General features: G+C 40.4%; 23 protein-coding genes. 11 read left to right on the top strand and 12 right to left on the bottom strand.

The features are described from left to right. Nucleotides 1-53 precede the first annotated feature (53 nt). Both RBH88_RS01450 and RBH88_RS01455 read left to right on the top strand, forming a co-directional pair. Nucleotides 54-2,438 (top strand): diguanylate cyclase, encoded by a 2,385-nt coding sequence (locus RBH88_RS01450; protein WP_213699884.1) that lies wholly within the window; start codon nucleotides 54-56, stop codon nucleotides 2,436-2,438. Nucleotides 2,439-2,445: 7 nt separating this feature from the next. Then, entirely contained in the window at nucleotides 2,446-3,591 is a 1,146-nt protein-coding gene (locus RBH88_RS01455) for a sensor histidine kinase (protein WP_213701405.1), read from the top strand. Nucleotides 3,592-3,667: 76 nt separating this feature from the next. On the opposite strand, the gene typA is transcribed toward RBH88_RS01455, so the two are convergent. Then, complete coding sequence (typA, locus tag RBH88_RS01460; protein ID WP_213691825.1) at nucleotides 3,668-5,533, bottom strand: translational GTPase TypA; 1,866 nt, start codon at nucleotides 5,531-5,533, stop codon at nucleotides 3,668-3,670. Between the two features lie 173 nt (nucleotides 5,534-5,706). Beyond that, a complete protein-coding gene (locus RBH88_RS01465) occupies nucleotides 5,707-6,048 on the bottom strand; it encodes a hypothetical protein (RefSeq protein ID WP_213691826.1) in 342 nt (113 codons plus the stop codon). Nucleotides 6,049-6,139: 91 nt separating this feature from the next. On the opposite strand from RBH88_RS01465, the gene RBH88_RS01470 reads away from it, so the two are divergent. Next, nucleotides 6,140-7,291 carry a hypothetical protein gene (locus tag RBH88_RS01470; RefSeq protein ID WP_307879797.1) on the top strand — a complete coding sequence of 384 codons (1,152 nt, stop codon included), beginning with the start codon at nucleotides 6,140-6,142 and terminating at the stop codon, nucleotides 7,289-7,291. Nucleotides 7,292-7,363: 72 nt separating this feature from the next. Then, nucleotides 7,364-8,086, top strand: a complete 723-nt coding sequence (prxU, locus tag RBH88_RS01475; protein WP_307879798.1) for a thioredoxin-dependent peroxiredoxin — start codon at nucleotides 7,364-7,366, stop codon at nucleotides 8,084-8,086. 61 nt (nucleotides 8,087-8,147) lie between these two features. On the opposite strand, the gene RBH88_RS01480 is transcribed toward prxU, so the two are convergent. Together RBH88_RS01480 and RBH88_RS01485 are read right to left on the bottom strand one after the other, a co-directional pair. Then, nucleotides 8,148-8,903, bottom strand: a complete 756-nt coding sequence (locus tag RBH88_RS01480; protein WP_213691752.1) for an ABC transporter substrate-binding protein — start codon at nucleotides 8,901-8,903, stop codon at nucleotides 8,148-8,150. 21 nt (nucleotides 8,904-8,924) lie between these two features. Then, complete coding sequence (locus tag RBH88_RS01485; RefSeq protein WP_307879799.1) at nucleotides 8,925-10,265, bottom strand: sodium-dependent transporter; 1,341 nt, start codon at nucleotides 10,263-10,265, stop codon at nucleotides 8,925-8,927. Nucleotides 10,266-10,398: 133 nt separating this feature from the next. Here RBH88_RS01485 and RBH88_RS01490 point away from each other — a divergent pair, with 133 nt between their 5' ends. After that, on the top strand, nucleotides 10,399-11,343 hold the full coding sequence (locus RBH88_RS01490) for a DUF72 domain-containing protein (RefSeq protein ID WP_213691751.1): 945 nt from the start codon (nucleotides 10,399-10,401) through the stop codon (nucleotides 11,341-11,343). Between the two features lie 354 nt (nucleotides 11,344-11,697). On the opposite strand, the gene RBH88_RS01495 is transcribed toward RBH88_RS01490, so the two are convergent. The 3 genes from RBH88_RS01495 to RBH88_RS01505 are packed head-to-tail and all read right to left on the bottom strand — an operon-like array spanning nucleotide 11,698 to nucleotide 12,823. Further along, nucleotides 11,698-12,402 carry a cytochrome c biogenesis CcdA family protein gene (locus RBH88_RS01495; protein ID WP_213691750.1) on the bottom strand — a complete coding sequence of 235 codons (705 nt, stop codon included), beginning with the start codon at nucleotides 12,400-12,402 and terminating at the stop codon, nucleotides 11,698-11,700. 16 nt (nucleotides 12,403-12,418) lie between these two features. Beyond that, on the bottom strand, nucleotides 12,419-12,652 hold the full coding sequence (locus RBH88_RS01500; RefSeq protein WP_213695870.1) for a co-chaperone YbbN: 234 nt from the start codon (nucleotides 12,650-12,652) through the stop codon (nucleotides 12,419-12,421). A gap of 15 nt (nucleotides 12,653-12,667) precedes the next feature. Beyond that, nucleotides 12,668-12,823: a hypothetical protein gene (locus RBH88_RS01505; RefSeq protein ID WP_213691748.1), complete on the bottom strand. Its 156-nt coding sequence runs from the start codon at nucleotides 12,821-12,823 to the stop codon at nucleotides 12,668-12,670. Between the two features lie 147 nt (nucleotides 12,824-12,970). On the opposite strand from RBH88_RS01505, the gene RBH88_RS01510 reads away from it, so the two are divergent. Next, nucleotides 12,971-14,149 (top strand): M20 family metallopeptidase, encoded by a 1,179-nt coding sequence (locus tag RBH88_RS01510; protein ID WP_213701402.1) that lies wholly within the window; start codon nucleotides 12,971-12,973, stop codon nucleotides 14,147-14,149. 23 nt (nucleotides 14,150-14,172) lie between these two features. Here the strand turns inward: RBH88_RS01510 and RBH88_RS01515 are convergent, their stop codons facing one another. After that, nucleotides 14,173-15,393 (bottom strand): HD domain-containing protein, encoded by a 1,221-nt coding sequence (locus RBH88_RS01515; RefSeq protein ID WP_213691746.1) that lies wholly within the window; start codon nucleotides 15,391-15,393, stop codon nucleotides 14,173-14,175. Nucleotides 15,394-15,523: 130 nt separating this feature from the next. Between RBH88_RS01515 and RBH88_RS01520 the strand changes: the two genes are divergently transcribed. Continuing rightward, a complete protein-coding gene (locus RBH88_RS01520; RefSeq protein WP_213691745.1) occupies nucleotides 15,524-16,681 on the top strand; it encodes an amidohydrolase in 1,158 nt (385 codons plus the stop codon). 45 nt (nucleotides 16,682-16,726) lie between these two features. Here RBH88_RS01520 and larB read toward each other — a convergent pair whose 3' ends face one another. Next, nucleotides 16,727-17,476, bottom strand: a complete 750-nt coding sequence (gene larB / locus RBH88_RS01525) for a nickel pincer cofactor biosynthesis protein LarB (protein WP_213691756.1) — start codon at nucleotides 17,474-17,476, stop codon at nucleotides 16,727-16,729. Nucleotides 17,477-17,553: 77 nt separating this feature from the next. On the opposite strand from larB, the gene RBH88_RS01530 reads away from it, so the two are divergent. Then, on the top strand, nucleotides 17,554-17,964 hold the full coding sequence (locus RBH88_RS01530) for a hypothetical protein (protein ID WP_213691744.1): 411 nt from the start codon (nucleotides 17,554-17,556) through the stop codon (nucleotides 17,962-17,964). Between the two features lie 96 nt (nucleotides 17,965-18,060). Here the strand turns inward: RBH88_RS01530 and RBH88_RS01535 are convergent, their stop codons facing one another. Both RBH88_RS01535 and RBH88_RS01540 read right to left on the bottom strand, forming a co-directional pair. Further along, nucleotides 18,061-19,278, bottom strand: a complete 1,218-nt coding sequence (locus RBH88_RS01535) for an iron-containing alcohol dehydrogenase (protein WP_213691743.1) — start codon at nucleotides 19,276-19,278, stop codon at nucleotides 18,061-18,063. A gap of 172 nt (nucleotides 19,279-19,450) precedes the next feature. Continuing rightward, on the bottom strand, nucleotides 19,451-20,623 hold the full coding sequence (locus RBH88_RS01540) for a M20 family metallopeptidase (protein WP_213691742.1): 1,173 nt from the start codon (nucleotides 20,621-20,623) through the stop codon (nucleotides 19,451-19,453). A gap of 143 nt (nucleotides 20,624-20,766) precedes the next feature. Here RBH88_RS01540 and RBH88_RS01545 point away from each other — a divergent pair, with 143 nt between their 5' ends. After that, nucleotides 20,767-22,266: an AMP-binding protein gene (locus tag RBH88_RS01545; protein WP_307879800.1), complete on the top strand. Its 1,500-nt coding sequence runs from the start codon at nucleotides 20,767-20,769 to the stop codon at nucleotides 22,264-22,266. A 107-nt stretch (nucleotides 22,267-22,373) separates the two neighbouring features. Here RBH88_RS01545 and RBH88_RS01550 read toward each other — a convergent pair whose 3' ends face one another. Beyond that, nucleotides 22,374-22,847 carry a ferritin family protein gene (locus RBH88_RS01550; RefSeq protein ID WP_213690007.1) on the bottom strand — a complete coding sequence of 158 codons (474 nt, stop codon included), beginning with the start codon at nucleotides 22,845-22,847 and terminating at the stop codon, nucleotides 22,374-22,376. A 147-nt stretch (nucleotides 22,848-22,994) separates the two neighbouring features. On the opposite strand from RBH88_RS01550, the gene RBH88_RS01555 reads away from it, so the two are divergent. Further along, on the top strand, nucleotides 22,995-24,014 hold the full coding sequence (locus RBH88_RS01555) for a 2-hydroxyacid dehydrogenase (protein ID WP_213699855.1): 1,020 nt from the start codon (nucleotides 22,995-22,997) through the stop codon (nucleotides 24,012-24,014). Nucleotides 24,015-24,028: 14 nt separating this feature from the next. Next, a complete protein-coding gene (locus RBH88_RS01560) occupies nucleotides 24,029-24,913 on the top strand; it encodes a DMT family transporter (RefSeq protein ID WP_213690005.1) in 885 nt (294 codons plus the stop codon). Nucleotides 24,914-24,930: the final 17 nt, after the last annotated feature.

The following is a 24,930-nucleotide window of genomic DNA, read 5'->3' on the forward strand; positions in this document are numbered from 1 at the left end:
GTTAGAATATAAAGTATAAACTGAAATAAAATAACCACCTTGGAGGTAGTCTTTTGCAAGATTGGTGGGGCGGAATCCTTTTTCTTCTAGCTTCAGCTGCAGGTCTTTTTTTAGGGAAAGGAACTTTGTATTCTTTATGTCTTTTCCCAGCAGTCCTCCTTCTTTTATTCCCTGCTGTTTCTATATACGGGACAAAAAGAGCAGCTGGGATAATGTTTCTGTTTGCTTCTATATCACTCCCTGCTTATGTTGTTTTAGACGTTTTCCCTTTACAAGCAGCTCTTCCATTATATGCCATGATTTTTTCTATGTACGGCATTACAGAATATCTGAAACGGAAATTATCGAGAAAAGCTTCTGTCTTTCTTGATTGCATAAAGCAGGTTGGTTCCACTTCATCTGTAGAAGAGGCGTGTGTTCCTGCCCTGCAACTAGTTCGCCGTCTTCTGCCTGATTGTGCTCCTGCTATTGCTCTTTACGATGAAAAAAATAAGTTTTTTCGATTAATGAGTGGGCATGATGAGTACACAGGAGAAGGGGTTGATCCCAATGGAACTCTTCCCCTTGGAGACAATATTTGTTCCAGAGTGTTTTTGTCAAGTAAACCGATAGTTGTAGATGATGTAAGGGTAAATCCACTTTATAAGGAAGGATTACCTGGTGCTCGTTCAGAATTGACTGTACCTATTGTTTGGCGAGGTGAAAAAAATGGCGTTATTAATGTGGAATCACGAAAGTTAGGGCGGTTTTCTTCTAGCGATGTAAATAACTTACAATTTTTTGCAGCCATTTTAGGAGAAATTTTCTCGCATTTAATGGCGGAGCAGAAACTGGAGAATAACATTAAAGAGCTCGAGCAAACGAATAGAGCATATCTTTCTGCGCAGAAAGCTTTATCTTGCGCTCTTGATGTAACACGTGAGCAGAAGACGAATCTAGAGCTTTTGATTAAGAAATTTCGGGATCTTTTCGATATAGTACAAGGGATGTCATATTGTCACTCCGTTGAAGAATTATTTCCTTTTGTCTCACAGCAACTTTCGCAGAGATTGGGATATAAAAATGTATATGTATTTTCTCGTCGAAGCTTTTCTAAAGAAATGTCCCTTCAGTCGTGGGTTGGGAAACTTCCTGAAGAATGTAAAAATATAAAAGGTCTTAAACGGGGTATTTTAACTTACGTTTTAGAAACAGGGAAACCTTATCTGGCGACAGATGTTTCTAAAGACGCTCTTTACGTTAATCTCGATAATGATGTTCGCTCAGAACTTATTATCCCTGTGCTTTCTAGCAATGGAACCTGGGGAGCAATTGCTGTCGATGATGACAAAATTGGTGGAATTACCCATCAAGACCAGGAGTTTTTAGGTGTTATAGCTACTCATTTAGCACTTGAGTTGGAAAATATAGAATCTTTCAGATGTCTTAATCTTGAAGTTAATCGTTTAAAGGCTCTTCTTGATATAGTTCAGTCTCTTTCCAATGAAAAGGCAAGTTTTAAACAAGTTTCTAATCATGTCATGAGAATGTTGACTTCTGTTTTTAGTTATGAGAAAGTAACAATTTTTGCTGTAGAAAAGAAAGAGGTAGAGCCTCCGTTCCTTAGGGCTTTAGCCTCTAATTTTGTGGGCATGTCTGATCTAGACCATTTTTCAGAAAGGCTTCATGATATTGGAGGTGGTCAGGTTGCTCGATGTGTAGAGCTAGAGCAGATTATTAATACACCGGATCTTAAAAAGTCTCCTTATTACGTTAATCTTTCTTCTAAAAATACGACATCCCAACTTGACGTTCCTATTATATTCGGAGGGGAAGTCTACGCTGTTATTTCAATAGAGAGGAATAGCCCCTTTGAAAAAAGCGATGAAGACTTTTTTATGATTCTTTCTCGTCATTTGGGAGCTCTTTTAGCTTTGCAGAAAATTTTCGAAGATATGAAAAGAAAGGCACTTGTTGATGATTTAACTCAACTTTGGAATCGTCGTTTCCTTTCGATGCGCCTTGCAGAAGAGCAATCTCGGTACGAACGAAATGGTGAAGTGGTTAGTGTGGTTATGGTTGATATGGTTGATTTTAAGAAGATCAACGATACGTATGGTCATATTGCTGGAGATAAAGTTTTAAAAGTTTTTGCTTCTCTCTTGGGTGATTCTATTCGAGCTGGTGATATAGCTGGTAGATTTGGTGGAGACGAGTTCCTCTTGATATTACCAGGAACCAGCAAAGAACAGGCAATCTATCTTATAAAACGTTTGCAACGTAATCTTACACTACTTAGTATAAAAGGTGTTGAGAGTGAGATTTCTGCTGATTTTGGTATAGCAACTGTTCCGGAAGACTCTTTCTCTCTTCATGAAGCGTTGAAGATTGCTGATAACAGAATGTATGAAAGCAAGGAAGAGCGAAGACGTCTGAAGACAGACCGAAAGGAAGAATGAAACATTTATGGAAAATGGACGTTTACCAGTGAAATTACAAAAAGTACAAGAGAAGGTAAGTGAAACCCTTACGGAGAGTCTTGATTTCATAGCTTCACTTCGTGAAGATGAATTAGAGCACCTGCATGAAGTGAGGATGAAACGTGCCAGCTTGCAGAAAGAGTTAGAGGATGTCATTATTGCCTCTCAAAATGCTGAAGAAGAATATAGAAAATCAAGAATGGAGCTGATGGAAGCTTCCAGGTCCAACAATAAGCAGTGTGAGCAGGATGCTTATAATAGAGCAGCTCATCTTATGAAAATTAGAGGGGCTTTTGAAGAAAGAGAAAAAAGCCTTTGTCGGATGCGAGACGATCTTGATAGAGAAGAACGAAGAACTGAGAATTTCCTTGAACGTAGTGAACATGTTGCTAACCGCTTCAGGGTAGCTCTGGAATTTATTTCATCTAATATTGACGAAGCGTTGGGGGCAAGTGAAAATTACGATTTGAATAGTATGAAGATGGCATGTCAGTTAGCTGAAAGAGAGAGTCGGGCCTTGGCACGAGATTTGCATGATGGTCCAGTACAACGGTTTTCAAGTGCCGTATTACAACTAGAGACAGCCCAAGAGTATATTAAGGGTGGGGATATTAACGAGGCTGTTTCTGAGTTGGAAAAAACAAGAAATCAGATTCAGGAAGCTTTAGGTGATATTCGCGCTCTTCTTTTTCAACTTAACCCGACAGGGCTTTCAGAAGGCCTGGATTCAGCTCTTGATCGTTTGGCAAAACAGGTTTGGAGTTCCGGAGGACCAGAGGTTTGTGTTCGTATTGAGGGAGATCAACGTAAAGTTCCCCTTTCATTTAGAAGGCCTATTTTCAAAATTATCCATCAAGCTGTTGCTAATGCGTTTCTTCACGGAAAAGCCAGAGAGGTTTCTGTTCGAATCGATATATTAAATGATGTTATGAGGGTTCGTATTTCAGATGATGGTAGAGGCTTTGATGTAAAAAAAGAACGAATGCAAGCTGCTGAAAGAGGTTCATATGGTCTTATTAGCATGGAAGAAAGGGCAATGATGATCGGAGGAAATTTAAGAATTGAAAGTGAACCTGGTCGCGGAACGGCTATCCATTTAAGTGTTCCCCTTTCAATTTTTTCAGAGAAATAGTAAAGAAAAAACCCCGTTTGGGATATTTTCCCAAACGGGGTTTTATTTTACGTTAATATCAGCGAGGCATATAATTTTAGCTAGCTTTTTTTGAAGCTTTTTTTCGCTCTTGAGAATCAAGAATAGCTTTTCGTATTCTGATTGATTTAGGTGTTACTTCAACAAGTTCTTCATCAGCAATCCATTCCATGGCTTTTTCAAGAGACATTTTACGCGGTACATCAAGCTTAATTGTCATATCTTTTGTAGCCGAGCGATGGTTTGTCGCTTGTTTCTTTTTAGTCGGATTACACGGAAGATCCCCTGGTCTTGAGTTTTCCCCGACGATCATTCCCTCATATACAGGATCGCCAGGTTCTATAAAGAGAGTCCCTCGTTCTTGAAGGTTTTCAAGCTGGTAACTTGTAGCTTCTCCTGTATCAAGACTGACCATACTTCCACGATTGCGTGGTGAAATTTCTCCAGCCCATTCGCCATATCCAGTAAAAATGGTATTCATGATTCCCAGCCCTCTCGTATCCGTCAAAAATTCTCCTCGGTATCCGATAAGACCTCGAGTAGGAATTTGGAATACGAGACGTATAAGACCTGTTCGCGTATTTTCCATAGAAAGAAGTCTGGCTTTTCTTCTAGAGAGTTTTTCAAAAACAACTCCCTGATACTCTTCAGGAACGTCAATAGTAAGTTCTTCCATAGGTTCCAACAGGCGATCATTTTCATTTCGTGTAATTACTTCTGGTTTCGATACACAGAATTCCATTCCTTCCCGTCTCATTTCCTCTATGAGAATAGAAAGATGTAGCTCACCTCGTCCAGAAACCTTAAGACCGTCAGGACGTCCTATATCCTCTACGCGGAGAGCTACATTGACATGCATCTCTCTTTCAAGTCTTGCTTTTAATTGTCTGAGTGTAATGGGTTGTCCTTCTCGTCCTGAAAAGGGTCCGTTATTTATAAGGAAAAACATGGAAACAGTTGGTTCTTCTATAGCCAATGGCTGAAGAGTTTTGCCTTCAATCTCTGGCGAACAGAACGTATCTCCAATGTTGATTTCCTGTGGACCAGATATCCAGACAATGTCACCAGCAGATATCTCTTCAACTTCTTGGCGGTCAAGACCGCGAGTAATCCACATTTTGACGGATCGAGTCTCTTCTTTCCCGCAGACTTCCCATTCGCCACTTTTATTGGCGACATCTTTCCATTTTGTTGAGTAACGAATGAAGTCTTCTCCCTTTCGAAGCGTTCCTTGAAGAACTTTTCCACACCCAATACGGCCTGTATATTCATTCCATGCTAAGGTGCTAACCTGCATCAGAAAAGGGGAATGAGGATCGACATGCGGTGCAGGTACATAGTCAATTATTGTTTCGAAGAGAGCATTCATCCCTTCGTGAGGATCTTTTTCAAGATCTCTTACTGCCCAGCCATCAAGGCCGGAACCGTAAAGAATAGGGAAATCAACCTGTTCTTCTGTCGCTCCGAGTTCAATAAACAGATCAAATGTCTGATTTAATACAACTGTTGGATTCGCATTAGGCCGATCTATTTTGTTTATGAAAACTATGGGGCGAAGTCCCATAGCCAGAGCCCTCATAAGAACATAACGTGTTTGTGGCATTGGGCCTTCATTGGCATCTACTAATAAAAGGACAGAGTCAACCGTTGAAAGAATACGTTCCACTTCTCCTGAGAAATCGGCGTGGCCTGGGGTGTCGATAATATTTATAAGGTAATCTTTCCATTCTACGGTGCAGTGTTTGGCCCTTATGGTAATGCCTCGTTCCCTCTCTATTTCATTGCTATCCATTACTCTTTCTTCTACGTGTGCCCCTTTTCGGAATACTTGAGCGGATTTAAATATAGAGTCGATAAGTGTCGTTTTGCCATGATCGATATGTGCGATAATAGCGAGATTTCTAATCTTTTCTGCTTGAACCATTCATAACAACTCCCTGGAATATGCAGTTTCCTAAAAATAGCTTGAGACAAACGAACATAATACTCTAATTTCCAAAGAGTAGCAAGTCCAAGCTCTATGTTCTCTTTTGGTTAACAGCAAAAGAAGGTTATAAAAATACCTGTAGATAGAACCACGGAGTGAATTTAGAAAACTTAACGGTTATTTTTTAACTTTGATTCAAGAATTGAATGAATTTGTTCCCACGTAGGAATTCCTTCATAAATTTTTTCTCCTTCGAGTATCCATGCGGGAACATTTCCTTTAATATTATAGCGGACATTGTCGATAAGAGATAAGATGTTACGTGGATCGACCATCGTTATTTCTATTTCAGCTCTATAGTGTTCTTTAATTCGTGTAAGAAGAGGCCCTAAGGTTTCATATTGTCGTTCTTGTGGCGATGTAGCTTTTTCATCTTCACCGTAAGGTGTTCCGCCACAACAACCCACGGCAAATCGCCTTTGCTGTATTATGATTTTTAAGGTTTTAACCATTTAAATACCCCCTCTCTGTACATTTATTACATCATATCACTTTGATTATAAATGTGATAGAGGGCAAAATGTATGAAAAGGAAGGTCGTAAATGAAGGAACAAGCAATTCTTCAATCTATAGACGTCGATGATCATTTAGGCTTGCAACTTTGGTCCCGAGGAGCAGTCCCTCGTCTTGTTATATATAATAAAGGGAAAGATAGTGGCAAGACAGTGCGTTTCTCTTGGCTGGAAGGAGAGAATAAATCTATATCTCTCAAAAGAAAAGACGGGAAAATCGAAAAATATTCCCTTGCCCAGCTCTTGCCAGTTATTCAAGAGCTTCTCTCTACTGAAGCAGCAATAGTTCCTTTTAAAATGTTAGTTTGGAAAACAGCTCTCCTTTTCTCTGATTATCTTCATGAACCCAAAGTGCTCATATCTCGAGAAGATCGTGCCCTTTTATCTGAAGAAAAACGTCAAAGTCTCTGGCTTGCTGATATGGAGGAACAAATTTTTTCTCCCTCTTTTCCTCTTGCGAAAGAAGAGGCGCATCTTGAAGAAAAAATAGAAGGTATACATATAGGTGATGATCGCTCCGTTGTGGCTCTTCGGGCAAAGGGAATAACGAGACAGTTAGCTTCTTGCAATCCTGAACGCTGGTATCGCCATCTTTATTTTTCAGCAGTTGCGTTGCTTTTAGGTTTCTCTCTTTCAGAAGAAGTAGCGTCAGAACTTTCAGACCACCTTTGGCAGAGACCAACAACTACAGATGTCGATGTTTGGGGAAGTCTTCGTCAGCCTGCTCTTATAGCAAAAGAGATGAGTTCGCCCCTTTTGTCTTTTCAACAGAAAATAAAAGCTTTTACTCGTCATTGGGAGGTTGTTCAAGATATAACCAGAGAGGAAAATTACGATAGCGTTGATTTCCTTTTGAAGCAGGGGTATAAGCGAAAGAGAAGAGTTGATTTCCCCCAAAAGGCGTTAGGAGACGTCCCTTACACGGTCACAATATGTGAAAATGTTGAAGATGATTTAATTGCCTTTTGTCTCAAACCATTAATGGCAACAGCACGTCATAAAGAAGAGCGTATGTATAAAGTGAGTTTGAGCAACTTTGAAAAGGCCCTGGGTCATGATTCTGCTGGAAGTTCTCAAGACGAATTTTTTACTATAGCTTCCTTGGTAAAAGCTACAGATTTTAGCTTTTGGCTTAAGAATGTAAGACAAATTGTAGAGCCGGTGCTCTCTTCTCCGTTATAAGTTTTATAAATCAAACAGCCATGGCTTTTTTGTGGTACGATCAACTATTAACTCTTAGGAGGTGAAGAGTGAATGGTGGAGAAAAAGAGTGGTTGTGTTGTTCCTGCTGCTGTAACTGAGGAACATGAACACGAAAAAGATGCAGGCAAAGATTTAGCCATTGCAAAGGAGGAGAGCTCAATGACAATTATGGTTGGCAGAAAAGCTCCTGATTTTACTGCTCCAGCGTATCATAATGGAACATTTACATCCGTTAAATTGTCGGATTTTGCCGGGAAATGGGTTTTGCTTTGTTTCTATCCTGGAGATTTTACCTTTGTGTGAGCTACAGAAGTGTCAGCAGTTGCTGACAGATATGAGGAATTTAAAGAGTTGGGTGTTGAAGTTATTTCGATTAGTGTGGACAGTCAATTTGTACATAAAGTATGGAATGATACGGAGCTTTCAAAAATGGTAGATGGCGGAGTTCCGTTCCATATGGCTTCAGATGGTGGAGGAAATATAGGAAGAGCTTATGGGGTGTATGATCCAGATGCTGGAGTAAATGTACGAGGCCGTTTTATTATAGATCCAGACGGTGTCATTCAGGCGATGGAAGTGCTTACTCCGCCTGTAGGACGTAATGTTGATGAAACAATACGACAGATTAAGGCTTTTCAATTGGTGAGAAAAACTGGTGGATCTCAGGTTACACCTTCTGGGTGGCAGCCTGGTGGAAAAGTTCTTGAGCCTGGAATTGATCTTGTTTCTAAGGTTTGGGAGAAATGGAATCCGCGAGACGTCTATAAAAAATAATATTATATATAGACTAAGAAAGGGATGGGGAAAATTTTCCCCATCCCTTTCTTAGTCTTTCTTAATTTTTAAACCATTTTTCATAAAGTTCTTTTCGATTTTCAACAACAACTTTATCAAGAACGATCTTTAAATCTTGTGCCCCTTGGGGTAAAGCTATAGCATATTTTTCTGTAGTTAGCATATCTCCCAATAGCGTAAGCATGTTATTCTCTTTTATTGCATTAAGAACAATGACGCCATCTGTTAAAACAGCATCAACCTCTCTGTTAAGAAGTGCTAGTACTGCTTTATCTGGAGTGGGGTAAGAAATGGTGTGGGCTGCAAGTTCTTTTTTTGCTGTGTCGTAGCTTGTAGAGCCAGCTACAACTCCTATCTTTTGTCCAGTGAGATCCAAAATATGACTGTAGTTGTCCTCTTTTCGAACGAGAAGTCTTTCTCCTGTGTAGAAGTACCACTCAGAAAAATTACATACTTGTGCGCGGGTTTCCTTTACTGTTATTGATGCAATCGCAATATCAAATTTTGTCCATGGATAATCAGAGTACCAGGAAAGGGCGATAAGACCATCCCAAGAAGCTCTGATAAATTGCACTTTTACTCCTAATTCATTTGCTATACGTTTTCCCAGATCAATGTCAAACCCTTTAAATTCTCCATCCTCTTCAAAGGAGAAGGGGTAGTAGTCGAAATCGGGAATAGCGATAATAATTTTTTCCCGTTGCATAATTTGGTCCATTTGTGTGCTCCCCCATGCCAGAGAACTCATCAAAAGAACTAAAAAGACGAGTGGAAAACTTAAAAATCTTTTTCTCATGTCGAACACCCCCTTATCAAATTAACTTCTTAGTCCTGAAATAAATATTATGGCGATACAGATAGGTGCAATGTACTGGAGAATAAAAAGCCATGTTTTGGTAAGTGGAAAAGAGTTTTCTGACAGATTATTGATTTCCTCTTTTGCAATATTATGTATTTTCCAGCCTAGGAAAAGAGAGATGAAGAACCCACCTAAAGGCATGAGAAGATTTGAGGCAAAAAAATCTGCGGCGTCAAGAAAAGATTTTCCGAAGAGATTAATGGGGACCGCTCCTTGTGAAAGGGCTGAAGGAATGCCTGCAATAGTAATGATAATTCCGAGAACAAGAGTGGCGCGCGACCTTTTCCAGCCAAAGTTGTCTATAAAATAAGATGCAACTACTTCTAAAAGAGATACGGAAGAGGTGAGGGCCGCAAAAAAGAAGAGAACAAAGAATAAAGCAGACCATAAAAATCCAGCTGGCATTTTTGCAAAAACAACAGGTAAAGTTATAAAGGTTAAACCTGCTCCCGCCGCAGGTTCCATGTTAAAAGCAAATAGAGAAGGGAAAATAATAAGGCCGGCCATAATTGAAATAAGAAGAGTGAGAAAGCATATTTGAGCACTTGATGAAGGAATATTCGAATCTTCTGGTAGATAACTTCCGTATATGATCATTGCTCCTATCCCCAGAGATAAAGAGAAGAATGCCTGCCCAAGAGCAGCAAGAAGAACTTCTCCTGTTATTTTTGTAAAGTCGGGCTTGAGGAAAAAAGAAAGTCCCTTTGAGGCTCCTGGAAGGGTGACAGATCGTAGAATAAGAATTAACATAAGAATGAAAAGTGCAGGCATGCAGATTTTACAAAGACGTTCAATACCACCGCCAACGCCGTTATACACGACAAAAATCGTTGCCGCCATAAAAAGTACCTGATAAAAAATGACAGACCCAGCATTTGATACAAAAATTTCGAATGTCTTAGCGATTTGGCCACTGCTACTGTGAGATGTTAAACCGGTGAAAGATTTTATGAAGTAAGCTATAGTCCAGCCGCCGATTACACCATAATACGAAAGTATAATAAATGCGGCTATAACGCCGAGCCAGCCAACAATAGACCATGCTCCTCCTCCTAAGGCCTTAAATGATCCTACAGCGTTGAGTTTCCCGCGGCGGCCTATAACTATTTCTGCCATCATGAGAGAAATTCCGATAGAAAAGACAAGGAGAGTATAGACTAGCACAAATGCGGCTCCACCGTATTGCCCCGTTATGTAGGGGAAACGCCAAATACTTCCGAGACCAATGGCAGAACCAGCTGCTGCTAAGATAAAACCCAGCTTGCTACCCCATTGTTCTCGTTCCGATATTTCTGGCATTATGCAACCTCCTTTTTTGAATTGTATATTTAAGTGTGTTAATTTTATTATTATAATATATAAAATATATTTGTATCTATAAAAAGTAAATATATACAAAAAAGATAAAATTGTTTGTTGCGGGGGATTGTCAATGGAAAAACTGCACGTAGGAACATGCTCGTGGAGTGATCGTTCTCTTTTAGAGAGTGGTTGGTACCCTCATTTTGTTTCAAATTCAGAAAATCGTCTCCGTTTTTATTCGGAAAGGTTTTCAACTGTTGAAGTAGATAGTACTTTTTATGCTCTTCCTCATGAATCATCTGTATATCGATGGGTTGTACAAACACCGCCAGGTTTTATTTTTAACATAAAGGCGTATGGCCTTTTTACATATCACAAGGTTTCATACAATAGTTTGCCCCAATGGATTCGTAACGAATTACCCCAACCTGTGCATGGTCAGCGAATACAGCATCAAAATGTTCCTTTCCCCCTTCGTCGTGCTTTATGGAAACAATTTGTTACTCTTGTAACGCCACTTCATCAGATGGGAAGGTTGGGGTACATCCTTTTTCAACTTCCACCATGGTTTAAATATTCTCGCCCAGCTTTAAAATATTTTGAGCGTTTGGCGGAGATAACTCCTCCTTTCAAAGTAGCAATAGAGGTTCGTCACCGAAGTTGGTTTAATAAGGGGCGAAATGATTTAGAAATCCTTTTGAGAGATAGTAATATGGCTTATGTTATCGTAGATGAGCCGCAGCTTTCATGGACGGTTCCCGCTGAAAGGCTTGTTACTGCGACGTGGGGAAGCGTCATACGTTTTCATGGCAGAAATGCAGAAATGTGGCAGAAGAAGGGAGCATCAGTACAAGAACGTTTTAGTTATCTTTATACAAACGAAGAGTTAACAGAATGGAAGGGATCTATAGAAAACATATCGCAAGATGTAGCTGTAACTTTTATAATGTTTAATAATTGTTATAAAGATTACGCTGTGCAAAATGCTTTGGAGATGCAACGTGTGCTTGGATTACGTTCATTTGTTCCCACTGCTGTCCAAAAAAAGCTAGATTTTAATGATGAAGATAAATAGACATGTAGAACAAGCGGGATTTTTCAAAAATATGCAATAACAGTAGAAAATGACTTGTTTTGCCCTTAAATAGTTCTTCAGAACCTTCCAGTGCCTGAGATGGGACTGTGAGGCTTTTGCGCTTTGCTAAAAACGAATATAGAATATAAATGTAATAAAAGGTCGTCGAAGGAGGGGATGGGAAAATAAGTGTAATGGAACCTTCTACGCACGAACAACTGAATAGCAATAAATCACAGGAAGAAATTCCTGTAATAATCCCACTAGGGAAAAGAGTCCGGCGAGCAATCCGGAACAAAAGAAAATGAAGAGGGGCATAGCGAAAAGGTATGTCCCTCTTACATTTTTTGTATTTTAGAGTGGAGCTGTATAGATAAAGTAAAGACCTGCAATAAGAATAAGAACACCGCAAATATAATTGACTCGTGTCAATGCCTTGGATTTTTCGTCCCATTTTAAAAACTTAGAAACAAAGTCTGTTGATGTTCCGGCTATGACAATAACTGAGCAGTGTCCAATAGCGTAAAAGGAGACAAGTAGAAGAGCAAATGGCAGATTTGTCGTTGCTGTTTTTATTGTTAGGGCCAAAAGCGGAGCAACGTATGCAAAACTACACGGCCCAAGGGCCAGTCCGGAAAGGACTCCAAGTATAAGTGCCCCCAGAAGTCCCTTGTTTTTGTTCGCTTTGATCTCTTTTTGCCCGAACCATGGAAGGGTAATAACATTTAAAAGATGGAGCCCTATGAGAAAGAAAACTCCAGCAACAAAGTAATTCGTATACAAACTAATGTCTGTCATTAAAATTCCGGTAGATGTGAGTACCATTCCGATAAGCGCCAAATTAACAAAAATCCCTGCTGAAAAAGCTAAAGAAATAGCAAAAGCACTCGCTCTTTTTGCAGTTCGTGTGCTTTCGATATACCCCACAACAAGAGGTATAGTAACAAGATTGCAAGGGCTCAGCAAAATGCTGAAAATGCCCCAAATAAAGGCGGCCATTAAAGCAAGCCCGCTTGATGCATGGAGGGTGCTGTAAATTGATTCAAATAGATGCAGCATTTTATTCTCCTTCTTGTTACTTCTTCTTTATTTGGATACCATATTCTTCTAACTTCTTAAGAATATCCTCTAAAGGCATAAAACCCACTTCTTTTCCTAAAATATTACCTTGTCCATCTTCAAAAACGAGAGTGGGGACGTATCGTACTTCATATTTTTTTGCCAATTCCGTATTTTGCATAACATTAATCTTCTTGACCTGAACGTATTCTCCGTATTGCAGTGTGAAATCGTCCAAAACCTTGGACATCTGAACACAGGCTGGTCACCCTGCTGCACTTATATCTATAATTAAAGGAAGAGTAGCAGGTACTTTTGCTATAGTCTCAGTCTGCACTTTCTCCACCTTTGTTCCGCGTAAATAAAATATTCCTGCTATTGCTAGAAGAAGTAAGGTAATGATTGTTATCTTACGTAACATAGAAAATAACACCTCCTTTTATGATGTCGATTATACGGGACTTTGGGTACCCGTCAAGAGTATGTTCGCAGAATAAAAGAAACGGAAGCGTGTAAAATTTGGTATGATACTTTAGAAAATTTTTTTGTAATGCATGGAGGCCTAACTATGAATTCAGAAAATCTCTATCTTTTAGCTCAAGAGAGGAAAGAACATCTTGTTGCCTTGAGACGAAATATCCACAAGCATCCAGAATTGGATTTTAACTGTGAAAATACGGCCCAGCTCGTGGAAAAAGAACTTGATGCTCTTGGAATCGAACACTATAGAGCTGCGAAAACAGGTGTTGTTGGAATTCTCCGAGGGCAAAAAAAGGGTAAAACTATTGCCTTCCGCGCTGATATGGATGCCTTACCTGTTTCTGAAAAAAATGAGGCTTCTTATGTTTCTGAAATTGAAGGGTGTATGCATGCATGTGGACATGACGTACATACAGCTTCTCTTCTTGGGGCGGCGTCTTTATTGACAGATTTTCGTGATAATTTGTCGGGAACTGTAAAATTCTTTTTTCAACCTGCTGAAGAGACAGATGGCGGAGCTTTGCCCATGATTGAAGAAAATGTAATGGACTCACCGAAGGTTGATGCCGTATTCGGACTTCATTGTGATCCCCAATTAGAAGCTGGAACTGTTGGCGTTGGGTATGGAAAATTCAGGGCTGCTTCTGATATGTTTCATATTATCATTCATGGAACGGGTAGTCATGGTGCTCAACCTCATCGTGGAATAGATGCAGTGGCCATTGGTTCCGAGATGGTTGCGTCTCTTCAGCAAGTTGTGAGCAGACGTTCTTCTCCTTTTGATCCAGTCGTTATTACCGTTGGTTCTTTTCATGCAGGTACAGCAGGTAATATTATTGCCGATAGAGCTGAAATGCGGGGTATTATTCGCACAATGGATCCTGACACACGCATATTTACCAGAGCCTTGGTTCGACGTATTGTACAGAATATTCCAGATGCTTTGGGAGCAATAGGTGAAATTAACTTTACTGAAGGTTATCCGAGTCTTATCAATGATGAAGAGATGACAAACCTCGTGGCAGAGTGTGGTCGTCAGCTACTTGGTGCGGCAAATGTCCAGGTTATGAAAGAACCTGAAATGGGTGTCGACGATTTTGCATATTTTCTTCAAAAAGCACCAGGAGCCTACTTCCTTTTAGGAACGGGAAATAAAGAGAAAGGGTTTACTCATCCGCTTCATAGCCCATACTTTGATGTCGATGAAAAATGTCTTCCAATAGGTGCTGCCATTTTGGCTGTAGTCGCTCTTCAATTCCTTAACTAAAAATAGAGGAGCGACTATAGTTGTCACCAAAAGAAATCAAAGAGCATGCCGATAGGGAATCCATAGAGTTTCTTATTGGCATATCTGCTATATAATTTTCGTTTAGCTTCATCCAAAGCTTGTGATGTTATTCCTGTCCGCATAGAAAGAGAGGCTTCCACAAAAGCAGACAATTTATCACATACCTCGATAATCTTTCCATCGACAGGATTAAATTCATTTTTGTTTAGAGAGTTTTCCATCTCCTCTGACAGAAATATTTGAGGTGAAGGTTGGTCGTTAGGCCAGATGCGATTGGAGAATTCGTTTTCAGTAAAATAACGAATTTCTCGTCTCCACCCAGAGGGAAGCAGCGGGTAAATTTTTTCTTCCATAGCTTGCTGCTCATATTCTTTAATGAGATCATCTAAACCTTCAACGGAGTTTTTTACAGGAGAAATAATGTCTCGTGTAAGTACTTCCGGAAGATCGTGAAAAAGGCCTCCGTAAAAGTTGTTATATTGTCTACGGGGGCATGCGCCTATTTCAATAGCGATAAAATATGAAAGTATGGCAACAATGAGAAGATGCCCCAGAACGGATGTTTGAGGAATTCTGGGAGTTTGAGCCCATCTCTTTTGAAAGCGGAGTTGTCCCACAAGAGCGGTGAAACCGTATATCCCTTTTTGTGTGTCCGGAAGCTCTCTATTCATTAGCATTGTCTGTACGGCCCTGAGATCGTTATGTTCTTCTATCTGTCTGTTTATTTCATCTCTTGTTGCATCTATGCCGTATAGTGGTTTGCTCCATTCATAAATGTAATCGAATTCCCACTTTGTTGCGAGATAGTGAGCAGCGCGAAGAATCTTGCGCTCTTTGTTTGATTCAGGATTATCTAAAAGATAGTGTTGAAAACGGTTAAAAAAGTCCGTAGAGAGGGCTTCTATGTCACTTCGTAGACGTTCTACCACCCATGAATTCAGCTTATATCTTTCACTTCTATGGGCCATGAGTTTATGAAAAACAGGAGGTTTAATATCCGTAAGAATAACACGATGTAGAAATTCAAAAATACCTCCTTCAATCAAAGTATGCCAGTCTATAGATGTTCCGTGATCTTCCTCTTCTCGGGCAATAACATAGGCAATGATCATTTTATGTGCTTGTTTGGCCAACTCTGTAAACTGCACCGGCCTTGGATGGTCATTCCATCTTTCGATACTTGCTGCGGAAAAAACTTTTTCGATTAATGAACGACTAATCATGCCGAATCTTATTCCTCCCGTCTAAATCATGATTGGCATACTATTAAGAATTATAACACCTCTTGAGAGAAGCTTAGAGCAAAGGTACAATTCTGTTGTATGCACGAGTTTTTATACAGGAGGGACTTTTATGAAAGCAATAATTCATGCCACTATTGAAACTATGACTGGTAAGCCCATTGAAAATGGAACTGTTCTTTTTAATGAATCAGAAATTGTAAGCGTAGGAGAAAGTTTGACTCTTCCTTCAGACGTTGAAATTATTGATGGAACAGGAATGTACGTTACTCCTGGGCTTATTGATGCACATACCCATCTTGGTGCTTTTATACAAGGTTATCCGGAGAGTATGTCAGATGGGAACGAAATGACAAATCCTCTTACGCCTCAATTGCGGATTCTTGATGCCATTTATCAGGATGATCCTGGTTTCAGCGAGGCTCTCTCTGGAGGAGTAACATGTGTTCAAATTTTACCTGGAAGCGCCAATGTTATTGGAGGAGAAGGAGCAATTGTCAAAACATGTGCAGATGTTGTTGATAGAATGGTTGTTCGCGCTCCTTCTGGGATGAAGGCTGCTCTTGGTGAAAACCCAGTGCGTGTGTATGGCGGAAAAACGAATATGCCTATGACACGTATGGCTAACGCTTCTTTAATGCGTCAGGCACTTAACGATGCTCATAATTATCAGGGGAAAAAAGAGCAAGCTGAAAAAAAGGGAGAATTTTTTGAAAAGAATCTTGGTATGGAAGCATTACTCCCAGTAATTAACAGAGAATTGCCTCTGCGCATACATTGCCATCGTTCTGATGATATTGCTACTGCAATTCGAATTGCAGAGGAATTTAATATTCTTTACACAATCGAACATTGTACAGAGGGGCATCTTATAGCATCTTATTTAGCTGAAAAAAATATTATGGCAGCAATTGGCCCCACTCTTACCGGTAAACCCAAGCTTGAGTTAAAGAATGCATCATGGCAGACTTTGACAACTTTATATAATGCTGGAGTCCATTTTTGCATCATAACAGACCATCCTGTAATTCCTATTGATCAGTTCTATGTATGTGCAGCTCTCGCTTTTAAAGCAGGGTTACCTCGAGATATTGCCTTGAAGGCTATTACTATTTTTGCAGCAGAACATTTAGGTATTGCAGACAAAGTAGGTACCCTCGAAAAAGGCAAAGATGCAGATATCGTTTTATGGGATGGAGATCCCCTTGATGTACGGTCTCATGTACTTAGAACGTTTATAGAGGGAAGAGAAGTTTATTCAAAAGAGTAAATAAAGATGAGGGCAGAAAAAATTATTTTTGCCCTCATCTTTATTTTAGGCTGATTGTAAGACTATCTTCCCAGCAAAGAATCCGGCGCCAAGACCGTTATCAATATTCATAACGGCAACGCCGGAAGCGCATGAATTTAACATTGTTAGAAGAGGGGCCATGCCTGCTAAATTAGCTCCATACCCTGTGCTTGTGGGAACTCCGACGACAGGACATGATACAAGACCTGCGAGAACACTAGGGAGAGCACCTTCCATACCGGCTACAGCAACAATAGCTTTTGCTGACTGGAGGGTTTCTACATGGGCAAGAAGTCTGTGAAGACCTGCTATTCCCACATCGTAGAGTCGTTTCGGAACACATCCCATATATTCAGCCGTAACTGCTGCTTCTTCAGCAACAGGAACATCACTACTACCGGCAGTTACGACTACAAGCCCTGGCTTTTTTCCCATATCTCGACGTCTTATTCCAATCATACGAGCTTTTTCATGATATTGAGCATCCTCAAGAAGAGATTTTACAATGTCGAATTGATGTGTTGTTGCTCGTGAAAAAAGAACGTTTTCTTGTGTTTCCGAAAGAGCCTTAGCTATTTGTTGAAGTTGTTCGTCACTTTTGCCGGGACAGTAGACGATCTCAGCAAAGCCTTTACGCAGGGCTCTGTGTGTATCAAGTTTAACTTCTCCTAGATCTTGAAAGGGAAGGCTTTTTATTCTTTGAATAAATAGATTCTGATCTATGGCTCCATCCATGAGTTGACGTGTAAGGTTTCTAAGATCTCCGTCATTCATATTAATCACCAAAACTTTCTGTTAGGATGTAGAAATTGTACTTTATCAATAGAGGATAAAACAAGGAGGCGTATTATATGTCAGAGAAGGTATATCGTGCCTTTTCTTTTTTTCCGGAACATAATGGCAAAAAAGACCTGATGGTAGTTTGGGTTCCTCTTCGAGCTGAACGAATACGAGTTGCTCCTTATTCCATTTTACTTGATGATTATGATCATATCCCCAGAAACGTTCTTTCGCTTGCCAAGGGGTATTGCGATGAATTTTTTGGACTTGACGAACTTAATCTTTTTAAAATTTTTATGAAGGAAAAACGGGAGATAACAGTATTATACGATGAGTATGACCTCCCTCTTCAATGGCAAGATGGAGAGGGTAATCCTTCTTGTCCAATAAGATACTCGCCAAATTGGCAAAAAGTTTTTTCGGTAAAAGGAAATGAAGTTATAGATCTTCCTTTTGAAGTCGATGGATACAGTAAGAAATAAAATGTTTTAAAACAGGGGGAACCGGGGAGAGGGTGGTCTCCCCGGTTTCGTTGTTGGAGGACGGTTGGGGATGCCGCCCTCTCTATGCGTAATATCTTACTTGGTGGAGTAAGGCTTCATTGAGTCTTTATAAATGGTTCGAATAACTTCTTTTGATGCTGGTACAGGTGCAATCGCGAGCAACCCATCAAGGGACGGTGTTGTCATGGCCAATTCGGTGAGACGATCAAGGTCGTTCTCTGTATATCCTTCATCGGCAAGTTTAGATGTTACTCCCAGAGAGTAGAGCCATTTTTCTACGGAGAGGGCTACCTTTTCACCCTCTGCCGGAATTCCTTTTAATCCATCGACAACAGGGGCAAAAAGAGCGGCAAGTACTTCTGGCTGTGCCGGATAGATTTGTTTTAAAACGGCTGGAAGAAGCATAGCTAACCCCAAGCCGTGAGCTAAATCTGGTTTTACAGCAGAAAGAGGATGCTCAAGAGCATGAGTGAAATGAAGAAGCCCATTATCAAAACTTACACCTGCAATTAGAGATGCGTAGAGCAGGAAATAGCGGGCAGTTAAGTCTTCAGGATGTTGTAATGCCTGAGGAAGATATGTTGCAACAAGACGTACTGTTTCTTGAGCTAAAAGTATGGAGTAGGGGCTTGCTGCTGCCGATGTCGCTGCTTCCACAACGTGGTTGACTGCATCGATAGAGACGTAACGAGTCTGGTCTGGAGATAGACCAGTCATGAGAGCTGGATCATCAATAGCATACAACGGATAGATGCAATCGTAAGCAATCGCTGGCTTATATTCTTTTTCAGGAATACTCACTACGGCAAATCGGTCAACTTCTGTACCTGTTCCGTGGGTGAGGTTTATAGCAATAACAGGAGCGGCTTTTGTTGGCGCAAATTTCAACTCATATAAAGAACGAGCATTTTCTTGGGGATATTCCAGAAGTATAGCTGCGCTTTTACCTGCATCTATGGGGCTTCCACCGCCTATAGCTATAACTGCCTGTGCTCCAAAATCGCGTGCTATCTGTGTTGCTTCGTCTACAGCATCTGCTGTTGGGTTCGGTGTTATCTTATCGTAAAGTACATGTTCGATGCCATGCTTATTAAAAGCGTCGCTGACATAATTCCAGGCACCTGTTTTTTTATATGATCCGCGTCCTGTAACGCAGAGAACCTTTTTTATTCCCTGAGCAGAAAGAATTCCCATAATGTCATCAATTTTTCTAATAGCTCCAACGCCAAAATAGGCAGTTGTTTTTGTTCTAATCTCTCTAATCTCATTAATTGATATTTTATGATCCCACATGGTAGCGCCTCCTTGAGAATGTTATCTCAATCACTATCTCTTGAAAAAGAGCTTATCACTAGCAAAAATGGCTGTCAATGGGACCTAGGGCATATTTGGTATAAAAAATACATTATTCTCATGATAGGGAAAAGAGGGGCAGTTCGCATAAATACGAATGCCCCTTAATGTGTTAACGATATGAATTAAATTCTTTTTTGATTTCTTCTTGAAGTGTAGTATTAAGGATGAAACGCAAAGTTCCCTTTGCAAGAATTTCAGCTCCGGTTTTTAATGCTTGTTTGGCTTGTGGTGTTGTGACAGCTTTAGCAAAAGATCTCGTATGATGTGGTGTCGATACATCTGTAATTGCAAGGAGTGGTTGAAGAGCCGCACAGTGTTGGCTTACATTACCCATATCGCTGGATCCGCCTGGGCCAGGTGAGTTTATCGTGGCGACACCGCACTCTGTAAAAATCTCTCCCAGCATTTTTTCTGCTGCTTTATTGGGGCGCATCTCGTCAAAGCTGAACTCTACATTTCGCCAGTGTACAGTCGTTTCTGTTGCCAAAGCAGCTCCCTTGGCACAATTAAAGATCTTTTCTAAAACAACATTGAGATACTTCCTTTCAGGAGCTCTAAAATAAAATTTGGCACTGGCTTTGTCTGGAACAATATTAGGAGCATCTCCGCCGTGAGAAACGATTCCATGCATTCTTACACTTGGTTTGACATGTTGTCTGAGCATATCGATAGCATGGAAAAACAGTTGCACTCCATTAAGAGCATTGCGTCCCTCCCATGGAGCTCCTGCTGCATGAGCAGTTTGGCCGTCAAAGGTGAATTCGATGGCATCCATTGCTAATGATCGGTAATCTACGTAACTAGTAACATCGTTGCAGTGAATCATCATAGCCAAGTCAATAGAGTCAAAAACTCCTTCTTTTGCCAACGTTACCTTTGCTCCGTTTGTTTCTTCTGCAGGTGTACCAATAACAAAAACTTTTCCTGGCACATGGTCAAGAACAGGAGAAAGGGCAAGTCCGGCAAGTAATGACATACTTCCATGAAGGCAATGTCCACACGCATGACCTATTTCCGGCAAAGCATCATATTCAGCTAAAAGAGCTACTGAGGGGCCAGTATCTCCTTTTTCCGCACAGAAGGAAGTGGGAATATCGCAGTAGGGAAGCGTTGTTTTGTATCCACTTCCTTGAAGAAAATCGTGCATTCTTTTACTGGCTTCTACTTCTTGTTCTCCCAACTCTGGATGAGAGGCCATATAGAGGTTTAGCTCCCAGATAGAGTCGATGTATTTATCTATTGTGGTGTCGATGAGATTGAGATAATCAGTGTAGTTTTTCAAAAGAAAACCTCCTTTTTATTGTAACGAAATCCTATCACATATTTGCTCTATATTCTCCTTTTGATCTTCTCCCTATTTCACAGTAAAATTGTCACCGGCCAGTGATATTTTGTAAACTGGACACTCTTTATCTGGAGGCTAGTATGACGGAAATGGTGTTTCGGCTCGAAAATAGGATTATGAACAGGCTTCAAAAAGATTGGAATCAGCCTGTTCTCTGGTGGAATGATGAATGGTGGACTGGACGGAAATTAGCTGATCTCGCAGCTGTTTGTAAAGATAATCTCGAAAAGGGTGGATTTGGTAAAGGGCATAGATTGGCGGTAATGATGCCAAATTCACCGATGGTTTTAGCCTTATCGCTAGCTGTGTGGTCTTTAGGCGGAGCTATTGTTCCGATAAATACAAGAGCTGGGGTTCCTACATCTATGGGAATTCTCAAACTTGTAGATCCCTTTGCTGTCATTCTTGGCACCGAGATGGATGATTTGCAACAAGCTCTTACTGATAATGGTTTCCCTTGGTATATATCTCCTCTCGACTCATCTTTGGGTTCTTTGGAAGGTCGACCTTCTCAAAGAGGAGATGAAGAATTAGCCGTTATATTTGCTACTTCTGGAACGACAGGTCTTCCTAAAGCAGTTCCTCTCTCTCATAAAAACCTTCTTCACAATGCCCTTACGGTTTTCAAGGAGTTAACAGAGTTGAGGGAAGGGGATATTTTTCTTAATGTTTTGCCTAATTTTCACTCTTTTGGTTTTACCGTCGCTGGTCTTATGCCTCTTTTGTGCGGAATGCTACAGACGATATTACCTTCTTTTCTACCGCCCCATAGGACGCTTGAGGCCATTAGCCATTCAAAAACAAATGTCCTCTTAGTTGTTCCGACCATGCTTACATTTCTTCTTTCTTCTATCGATCATGGTGCTCCCAAACCTGAAGGTTTAAAAGTTGTTATAAGTGGTGGAGATAGATTGAATGTGCAACTAGATTCACGAGTGAAAGAATACTTGGGAGTTGAGGTTCTTGAAGGGTACGGTCTTACTGAATGTTCGCCAGTTGTTTGTGTAAATCGCTCTTATGAAGAACGAAAGTTAGGAACGGTTGGTCCCTTCATTTCTGGTTATCAATGGCGCCTGATAAATGAATCAGGAGAAGACGTAACTTCTGCCGGTGAAGGTGTGCTTTGGGTTAAGGGAAATTCTGTAACTTCTCAATATTTCAGAGATCCTGACAAGTCTGCAGATCGCTTCCAAGAGGGGTGGTTTAACACGGGAGATTATGTACGTGTTGATTCTGATGGGTATGTTCAGATTCTTGACCGCGTAACAGATATTATTATTGTTGGTGGTTTTAATGTGTATCCTCAGGAAGTAGAAGCTATTTTGCAGACCCATCCAGCTATAGAACAGGCGATTGTTGTAGGAATTCCTCACCAAGTGAACGGAGAGGTTCCTAAGGCCTATGTGAAGAAAAAACAGGGAGAATCCTTGACCCCTCGTGAAGTTATAGATTTTTGTAAAAAACATCTAGCTCATTACAAAGTTCCGCGAAGTGTAGAGTTTATAGATGCTTTCCCTCTGTCAAGTACAGGGAAAGTTTTGCGTCGTATGTTAAAAAAAGAGGCAGCATCTAACGTATAAGCAGGTGCAAATACGTTTACATTGAATAAAGAAGAAAAGGGAAACTTTCAACAAGAAAGTTTCCCTTTTCCCTTTTATGTCGTTTACTTTTGTGTCTGTGATGTTCTTTAAAAAGCTCTGAATCCTACAACATCTTCACGAATCTTCATATAGCGTTTTTTGGTAATATCCATATGTCCTTTTTCCATATCTTTAAGCTTGTTAAACATAACAGCGGACTCTCCGCTGCTCTCTTTGGCGAGGCGTTCATAAAATTCCATCGCTCTCATTTCTGACAGATATGCAGCTCCAGCAATTCTGAGAAGAGATGTTACCTCACCAAAATCTTTTGTTTGAACTTTTAGTTCTGGGGAAACGACCATTTCTGGATCAATAGGACATTCTTCCCCATACATCTTAAAGTAAAGTTTCTTTAAATCTTCCTCGTGGCTATTTTCCCATTCTGCAAGTTCTAATAATTCCTTTTTTAAATGCTCTTCTGTGACATTATCGGCCCAAAGAGAGTAAAAGTTTTTCGCTTCGATTTCGGCGTGAATTCCATATTTGAGGGCATCTTTCATTTCAAAACATTCAGATGACATCTATATCCCTCCTGACACAGTCGAAATATTATAATTTAAGTAAATTATACACTTATCGCATAGGTTCTACAATATAAGAGAAAGAGTCGACAATAGTGTATGATACAAATACCTGTATCAAGTATATGTGTAAAGGGAGGTTGCACTATGAAAAAAGAGTTGAGTTCTGTTGTCGTGACTAGTTCCATAGAAGCTGGAATTCGTAAGCGGATTGAAGCTCCCCTTCAAGATGTAGCTGAGGTTGTTTACCTTGAAGATTCAGATAGAGAGAGTCGGCGCGTCATTTTGAGAGATGCAGATGTACTTCTTTCTTTCTTTTTTAATAAAGAGATTGAGAAAGGAGAGTATTCGCTTTTAGAAAATCTTCGACTTTTGCAGACGATCTCAACAGGTGTTGATTATCTTCCTTTTACTGATATTCCTCGGCATGTTGCTATTGCATGCAATGCAGGCGGATGGGCATATCAAATTGCTGAGCACGTTTTGTCTATGACCATGGCTTTGGCTCGACATCTGGTTCCTTTACATATGAAGCTTGCTTCTGGAGAATTTGATCAACGATCATTGTTTTTGAGAAATCTAAAGGGACTTACAGCAGGAATTATCGGATATGGCGGCATAGGCAGGCATACGGCTCATTTATTTAAAGCGTTAGGAATGAAAATTATGGCTATTAACACGAGTGGGAAGACGACAGATTCTGTTGATTATGTTGGTACATTACATTCTCTTCCTCATGTATTAGAGAATGCCGATGTTGTTGTCTTGACCCTCCCTCTTACGAAACAGACGAAAAATTTAATAGGTCGTGAGCAACTGTTAATAATGAAAAAAGATGCTATCCTTATTAATGTAGCAAGAGCTCCTCTCGTAGTTGAAAAGGATTTGTATGAACATTTGAAGCTTTTCCCAGAGTTTCAGGCCGGACTTGATGTCTGGTGGAACGAACCTACATGGGGGAGAGGTACATTTGAGATAAACTATCCTTTTTTCGACCTTCCTAATTTTCTAGGGTCTCCTCATAATTCAAATAATGTTATTGGTGCTATGGCCGATGCATGCCAGGTTGCGGCTGAGAATGTAGCTCTTTTCCTCAAGGGGGAATTGTGGCATGGTCAAATTAACCGCGCAGATTACGTTGATATGGAGTCGTTGACCGATATGTAGAAAGAGGCGATTTCGTGAGAAAAATAGTCAGCAGCCAGAATATTATTGGTTCCGTTCTGGTTCTTCTGGCTGGTGTTTTCTGGGGAACTTCGGGAACTGCTCAGGCCTTTGCACCTCTCGGAGCTTCCCCTTTCACAGTAGGAACAATACGAATTGCTGTGGGAGGCGGAATCCTTTTTTTGCTTTTGTTGCTGAGAAGAGGAATTTCTTGGATTAAAGGACCGTGGCTTCCGAAGCATATTTTACCTGCTGCTTTAGGTATGGCTGGTTTCCAGTTTTTTTTCTTCGCTGCAGTGAAACTCACCGGAGTTTCCGTAGGAACGATGGTTGCTATTGGGAGTGCCCCTTTATGGGCAGGTTTACTCGGCTATTTTGTCTATAAAGAACCACCGGAAAAGATGTGGTATTTCTCAACAATATTAGCGGTTGTCGGATGCTTCTTTTTAAGTATGGAAGGGGTGTCTTTTCAGGCCGAAGCCAGTTTTTTAGGCATTTTTATGGCCTTAGGCGCAGCTTTTTCTTATGCCGTGTGTGGTATTGGGCTCAAAGGTCTGAGGCTTTCTCACGGGCCTGTTGAAAGTGCTGCAATTACTCTTTGTGGCGGAGCTCTTTTTCTTATACCTCTTCTTTTCCTTTTTAATATTTCATGGCTTTCCGAATGGAAGGGGGTGGGGGTAGCTCTTCATCTTGGAATAGTTGCTACAGCTTTGCCATATGTTCTTTTCTCTATTGGTATTGCCTGGATACCAGTAGCGAAAGTTTACACACTTTCGCTAACAGAACCTTTGACAGCATGTTTATTGGGAGTTTTTCTTTTAGGAGAGCGGCTTTCAATGCTTTCTTTTTTTGGTATTTTCCTCATTTTTATTGGATTAGCTTTATTGTCACGTAAAAAATAAGTCTAATATTATTTGGA

The sequence above is a fragment of the Aminobacterium sp. MB27-C1 genome, from assembly GCF_030908405.1.
Classification (GTDB): Bacteria; Synergistota; Synergistia; order Synergistales; family Aminobacteriaceae; genus Aminobacterium.

Bases quoted from the DNA above. Each gene is read 5' to 3' on its own strand.
- RBH88_RS01455 (WP_213701405.1), top strand. From the start codon at position 2,446: ATGGAAAATGGACGTTTACCAGTGAAATTACAAAAAGTACAAGAGAAG.
- typA (WP_213691825.1), bottom strand. From the start codon at position 5,533: ATGGTTCAAGCAGAAAAGATTAGAAATCTCGCTATTATCGCACATATC.
- RBH88_RS01465 (WP_213691826.1), bottom strand. From the start codon at position 6,048: ATGGTTAAAACCTTAAAAATCATAATACAGCAAAGGCGATTTGCCGTG.
- RBH88_RS01470 (WP_307879797.1), top strand. From the start codon at position 6,140: ATGAAGGAACAAGCAATTCTTCAATCTATAGACGTCGATGATCATTTA.
- RBH88_RS01480 (WP_213691752.1), bottom strand. From the start codon at position 8,903: ATGAGAAAAAGATTTTTAAGTTTTCCACTCGTCTTTTTAGTTCTTTTG.
- RBH88_RS01485 (WP_307879799.1), bottom strand. From the start codon at position 10,265: ATGCCAGAAATATCGGAACGAGAACAATGGGGTAGCAAGCTGGGTTTT.
- RBH88_RS01490 (WP_213691751.1), top strand. From the start codon at position 10,399: ATGGAAAAACTGCACGTAGGAACATGCTCGTGGAGTGATCGTTCTCTT.
- RBH88_RS01495 (WP_213691750.1), bottom strand. From the start codon at position 12,402: ATGCTGCATCTATTTGAATCAATTTACAGCACCCTCCATGCATCAAGC.
- RBH88_RS01500 (WP_213695870.1), bottom strand. From the start codon at position 12,652: ATGTCCAAGGTTTTGGACGATTTCACACTGCAATACGGAGAATACGTT.
- RBH88_RS01505 (WP_213691748.1), bottom strand. From the start codon at position 12,823: ATGTTACGTAAGATAACAATCATTACCTTACTTCTTCTAGCAATAGCA.
- RBH88_RS01510 (WP_213701402.1), top strand. From the start codon at position 12,971: ATGAATTCAGAAAATCTCTATCTTTTAGCTCAAGAGAGGAAAGAACAT.
- RBH88_RS01515 (WP_213691746.1), bottom strand. From the start codon at position 15,393: ATGATTAGTCGTTCATTAATCGAAAAAGTTTTTTCCGCAGCAAGTATC.
- RBH88_RS01520 (WP_213691745.1), top strand. From the start codon at position 15,524: ATGAAAGCAATAATTCATGCCACTATTGAAACTATGACTGGTAAGCCC.
- larB (WP_213691756.1), bottom strand. From the start codon at position 17,476: ATGAATGACGGAGATCTTAGAAACCTTACACGTCAACTCATGGATGGA.
- RBH88_RS01530 (WP_213691744.1), top strand. From the start codon at position 17,554: ATGTCAGAGAAGGTATATCGTGCCTTTTCTTTTTTTCCGGAACATAAT.
- RBH88_RS01535 (WP_213691743.1), bottom strand. From the start codon at position 19,278: ATGTGGGATCATAAAATATCAATTAATGAGATTAGAGAGATTAGAACA.
- RBH88_RS01545 (WP_307879800.1), top strand. From the start codon at position 20,767: ATGACGGAAATGGTGTTTCGGCTCGAAAATAGGATTATGAACAGGCTT.
- RBH88_RS01550 (WP_213690007.1), bottom strand. From the start codon at position 22,847: ATGTCATCTGAATGTTTTGAAATGAAAGATGCCCTCAAATATGGAATT.
- RBH88_RS01555 (WP_213699855.1), top strand. From the start codon at position 22,995: ATGAAAAAAGAGTTGAGTTCTGTTGTCGTGACTAGTTCCATAGAAGCT.